Here is a 4960-nt window from a genome sequence, read left to right as displayed (position 1 = left end):
TAGGCATGGTTGGGCGTGCGCTTGCAGATCCAGTATTTGCCCACCGCCGTGACCAGGCGCACCAGCAGGTCTTCCTGTTCATTGGCGCGGTTGTCCATGGCGCGCGCCATGCGCATCGTCAACGTGGTGGCGGCTTCGCTCTCCAGCGCCAGGTCGGCCAGCACGTTTTGCATCAAGGGCTGCTCGTTCAGGACCTGGCCGAACGCCGAGCGCATCGAACAGTGGTGCAGCGCCTGCGAGGCCGCCATGCGCATGCCCGCGCTGGAGCCAATCATGCAATCAAAGCGCGTCATGCTGACCATCTCGATGATGTTGCGCACGCCGCGCCCCTCCTCACCGACCATCCACGCCAGCGCCCCGCGCAGCTCGGTCTCACTCGACGCATTGGACGCATTGCCCATCTTTTTCTTGAGGCGCAGCACCTGCATCGGGTTTTTGCTGCCGTCCGGGCGCCAGCGCGGCAGCAAGAAGCACGACAGGCCGCCGGGCGCTTGCGCCAGCACCAGAAACGCGTCGCACATCGGGGCCGACACAAAATACTTATGGCCGACCAGTTCGTAAGCCTGGCCCGGTCCACCCGTGCCCAGCGGGTAGGCGCGCGTGCTGTTGGTGCGCACATCCGAGCCGCCCTGCTTCTCGGTCATCGCCATGCCGATGGTGACGCCCTGTTTCTGCTCCACCGGCACGTTGCGCGGGTCGTAGACGCGCGCCGTCACCTTCGGCTCCCAGACGCTGGCCAAGTCAGGCTGTAGCCGCAGCGCGGGCACGGCGGCGAAGGTCATGGTGATCGGACAGCCATGGCCCGCCTCCACCTGGCCATGCAAAAAACTCTTGGCGGCGCGTGCAACATGGGCGCCCGGCCCTGGGGACGTCCAAGGCGAGGCATGCAGCCCATGCTCAATCGACGTTTTCATGAGCTGGTGGTAGCTGGGGTGAAACTTCACCAGGTCGATGCGGTTGCCAAAGCGGTCATGCGTATCAAACTCGGGCTGGAACTTGTTGGCCAGGTTGCCCAGCTCCAGGTAGTCAGCCGAGCCGGTCATCTGGCCAAACGCGCTGAGCTCGCCGTCAGCCCACTGCCCGCCCTCGCGCTGCACCGCCTCGCGCAAGGCGGCGTCTTGGGTGTACATGTTGTAGTCACACAGCTCGGTGGACAGGTTGCTCACCTCGTGGGTGTCGGCCAGGTAGAGTGCGGTGGCTGCGGGCTCAGTTCGGGTGTTCATGGTATGTCTCCAGTTCAGCGGGTTGATAAGTCACAGGAAAAGGGGGTGGGGTCTCGGCCATGGAGGCGAAGAACCGGTTCCAGATGGCGCGCCCGGTATCGTCAAAATCGTGCACCGCCTGGATGAAGGCGTGGCGCTCGCGGCTGTCCACAAAGGGCTCGGGCAGCAGCGGATCAAACACCAGTTGATGAATGGCTTTGCCGCCCAGAAGGAACGATTCGCGCGCCGCTGCATCCAGCGGCAGTTGATCGGCACGGGCCAGCCACTCTTGCAGTTCGACGCGCAGTTGCCGGTAGTTTTGCGTCAGCGCCTGGCCATCCCACAACTGACGCACGATCGATTCGCGTGTCGAATCAAGGCCACTGGCTCGAAAGACCGCAGCGTTGCGGTCCAGCCCCAGCTTGTAGAGATGGTCGCGCACCTCGTCAAGGTCCGACTCAATGTTGTCGGGACGAATATACAGGCCGCGCTCCAACAGTCGCAAGCCCATCATCTGCAAGGCGCGCTCCCGCCGCTGGGGTGCAGCGCGGTCATGGCGACCCAAAGCGCCACAGTGCACGACGATGTAGCTGCCCTGCCACGTCCGCAGCCGGGACTCCAGCGTGCGCCAGCTGGCCACCTCACCGGCCAGGTCGGTGGCCGCCGGCCCGAGCCGGTAAGCGCCGCGCTCTGCTGTCTCGATCAGCCCCGCCGCCGACAGGCGCGCCAGCGTGACGCGCAGGCTGTTCTCGCTGATCTGGAACAGGGAACCCGCCAGGATCGCATCGCGCGCGATCAAAGGCTTGTCGCCCGCCGCCAGCATCAGGTCGAGAATAAGATTTTTCGGATTGACCTTCATGGGCCGGGTGGGTCGCCGCAAGGCTCAGCCCGTACATTACTACATTTGTAGAGAATTACAATTTTTCGTAATGTAGCAGCATTCAGACCCGGGACCAAGCCCGCGGCGCGCAACGCTCAGCGCGAGACGGCGGCGCGCGCGGCTACCAGTCGACCAGGCTCAAGCCGATGCTCAGCACGGTGCGCCGGCGGTTGTAGTCGACCAGCGAATCGCCATAACCGCTGAACAATTGGGTATGAAAGCGCAAGGCGTCCTGGCTGCCGGGCAAGCCACTGGTGCTCAGTTGCTTGAGCCATTCCAGCCGCAGCGAGCCGTTGGCATCAGAGCGCAGCGAGTGGCGCAGCGTGAGGCCGTAGGTGTTGGTCGCGTCGGGCGTCCAGAATGCGGCCACTTCAGCGCGCCCGATCTTGTCGATGATGTCGGGGTTGTCGTCGTTGGCCGAGCCTTCATTGACGCGCTTCCACAGCTTGGCGCCAACCCGGAACTGGTTGCCGTTTTCCATGCCGGCCATCAGCACGTTGCGGTTCCAGCTGCGCGACAGCGGCAGGGGCTGGCCGTTGGACTGGTGCACCAGGCTCAAGCCGGTGTAACGCCAGCGCCAGCCCAGCGGCAACTTGAAATCAGTCGGGTAGATGTAGGTGACCTCGGGTTCGTGGTCGGTGGTGCGAAACGGGCGCGACAGATCGCCGCTGAAAATTTGCCAGTTGGACTGCTGGCTGTAGCCAAACCAGATCGAGTCGCGTTTGAGCTCCTGATTCCCGGTCAGCAGGCCCTGCGCAACCTTGGTGCGCACCGAGAGCTGGATGCGGACCTCGTTTTTTTGATAGCCCAGCGCCGTGGTGGCGGTATGGTCGGGCACGGGCGAGTTGGGCTGGGTGTTGACGCTGTCGGAACTGATCCACGCCAGGCTGATCGGGTGAAAGCCGCGAATGCCAAAAGTGCCGCAGTCGCTGCCCGCCTCCAGCTCCCAAAAGCGCGACAGCTCGGAAAATTGCTTGCTCTTGCAGTCGTGCGCGGCCGGCGCCGTCATGGTGATCGTGACCGGGGCGGCTGCCGGTGCAGCGGGTACCGCTGCTGGGGTGGCCGCGGTTTGCGCCAGCGCCGAGGCGCCCGGCGACGGCGGGCGCATTGCTGCGTTGAGCTGCTGCTGCGCCCATTGATCAAAACAGGCCAAGCGCGCCGCGCTGTCCCCGGTCAGATCCGCGCACGCTTGCCAAGCCTTGGATTCTGCCGGGATATTTAGGGTATTTTGGCCTCTAGCCCCCGTCGTTACTGCGCAAGAAGCTATTAATACAGTAGTAAATAGTGGGTTCATGGTGGGCTTGCTTGGGTGATCAACGTGGGTCGCTATTCTAGGTTTCAAAGGGGACGCACTTTCTGGCCGGGCGCGCCAACGGTCTGGGCGGCTTGCGCCTCCTGCGCCTTTTGCGCAAACTCGGCCCGCAGCGCCCGCAGCTTGGCGCGCGGGTCTTCCTTGGTGGTGGCCTGGTCCAGCGCCATTTCGGCAATGAAGCGACTGGGCAGGGCGGCCACCATCTCGCGGCCTTTTTTGCGCTTGCGCGTCCAGCTCACCGCCAGGCTGCGCTGGGCGCGCGTGATGCCGACATACATCAGGCGGCGCTCTTCCTGCAGGTGCACGGCGGTGGCCTCAACCGCCGCCTCATGCTGCTGCTGCGACCCGCCGACCGAGGCGGCACCCGATTCGCCACTGTCTTTGAGCTTGAACGGCAGCATGCCCTCGGTCACGCCGACCAGCATCACATGCGGCCACTCCAGGCCCTTGGCGGCGTGCAGAGTCGACAGTGTCACCACGTTTTGATCGGTCTCGCGTTCGCTGATGGTGGACAGCAACGACACCGTTTGCGCCACCTCCAGCAGCGACTTCACCTCGTTGCTGGTGGAAACGCCGGCGGCATCTTCCAACTGGCCACCGCAGCGCGCGGACATCCAGTCGCAAAAATCAAGCACATTGGTCCAGCGCGCCGCCGCCAGTTTTTCGCTGTCTTCGCCGTCGTACAAATGCTTTTCATAGCCGATGTCCTTGAGCCACTCGAGCAAGAAGGACTTGGCCGACTCCGCCCCCAGTGTGCGCCGGGCGCGAAACTCCAGGTCGTTCACATAGCGGCCGAATTCATGCAGGCTGCCCACCGCCTTGGGGCTGAGCAGGCTGCCCAGGGACGACGAAAACAAGGCTTCGAACAGGCTGACCTTGTACTTGCTCGCAAACACGCCCAGTTGGGCCAAGGTCTGGTGGCCAATGCCGCGCTTGGGTGTGGTGACGGCGCGCAAGAAGGCCGGGTCGTCGTTGTTGTTGATCCACAGGCGAAACCAGCCGCACAGGTCCTTGATCTCGGCGCGGTCAAAAAAGCTCGTTCCGCCCGACACCTTGTACGGGATTTGCGCCTTGCGCAGCGCTTTCTCGAAGGTCTTGGCCTGGTGGTTGGCGCGGTACAGCACGGCAAAGTCGCGCAGCTCCTTGAACTGCGGGCCACCGTGCGGCAGGCCGCTGGCGCGCAGGCTCTGGATGCGCGCCACGGTGCGTTCGGCCTCGTGCTCCTCGCTGTCGGCGTCCACCACCCGCACCGGCTCGCCCTCGCCCAGATCGCTCCACAGGTTCTTGGGGAAGAGCTTGGGGTTCGGCCCGATCACGTTGTTGGCGGCGCGCAGGATGGCACTGGTGGAGCGGTAGTTCTGCTCCAGCTTGATGACCTTGAGCGTCGGAAACTCGACCGGCAGGCGCTTGAGGTTGTCCAGCGTGGCGCCGCGCCAGCCGTAAATCGACTGGTCGTCGTCGCCCACCGCCGTGAAGCGCGCTTGCGTTGGCGCATTGCCGCCCACCAGCAGCTTGAGCAATTCATACTGGGTGGCATTCGTGTCCTGGTATTCATCCACCAGAATA

The 4960-nt window shown here is 64.0% G+C and carries 4 protein-coding genes; all 4 read right to left on the bottom strand.

The window, feature by feature from the left end; all coding sequences use genetic code 11:
* Positions 1-1223 (bottom strand): acyl-CoA dehydrogenase family protein (locus GZ093_RS20195; protein ID WP_296489473.1); only part of this gene is annotated, 1223 nt, incomplete at its 3' end.
* Positions 1207-2061, bottom strand: coding sequence for a PaaX family transcriptional regulator C-terminal domain-containing protein (locus GZ093_RS20190; RefSeq protein ID WP_296489470.1), 855 nt, complete (start codon positions 2059-2061; stop codon positions 1207-1209). The genes GZ093_RS20190 and GZ093_RS20195, both read right to left, overlap by 17 nt.
* Before the next feature lie 142 nt (positions 2062-2203).
* Complete coding sequence (locus GZ093_RS20185; protein ID WP_296489469.1) at positions 2204-3376, bottom strand: phospholipase A; 1173 nt, start codon at positions 3374-3376, stop codon at positions 2204-2206.
* Between the two features lie 44 nt (positions 3377-3420).
* The coding region (locus GZ093_RS20180) for a 3'-5' exonuclease (RefSeq protein WP_296489467.1) at positions 3421-4960 on the bottom strand (1540 nt) is incomplete at its 5' end.

This window comes from Rhodoferax sp. (genome assembly GCF_010365055.1).
In the GTDB taxonomy this organism is placed as follows: Bacteria; Pseudomonadota; Gammaproteobacteria; order Burkholderiales; family Burkholderiaceae_C; genus Rhodoferax.
Note: the sequence above shows the minus strand (reverse complement) of the source record. Positions and strands in the feature narration are given on the sequence as shown.

What these genes read in the sequence shown, in the direction of transcription:
- GZ093_RS20190 (WP_296489470.1), bottom strand. Translation starts at nt 2,061, where the DNA reads ATGAAGGTCAATCCGAAAAATCTTATTCTCGACCTGATGCTGGCGGCG.
- GZ093_RS20185 (WP_296489469.1), bottom strand. Translation starts at nt 3,376, where the DNA reads ATGAACCCACTATTTACTACTGTATTAATAGCTTCTTGCGCAGTAACG.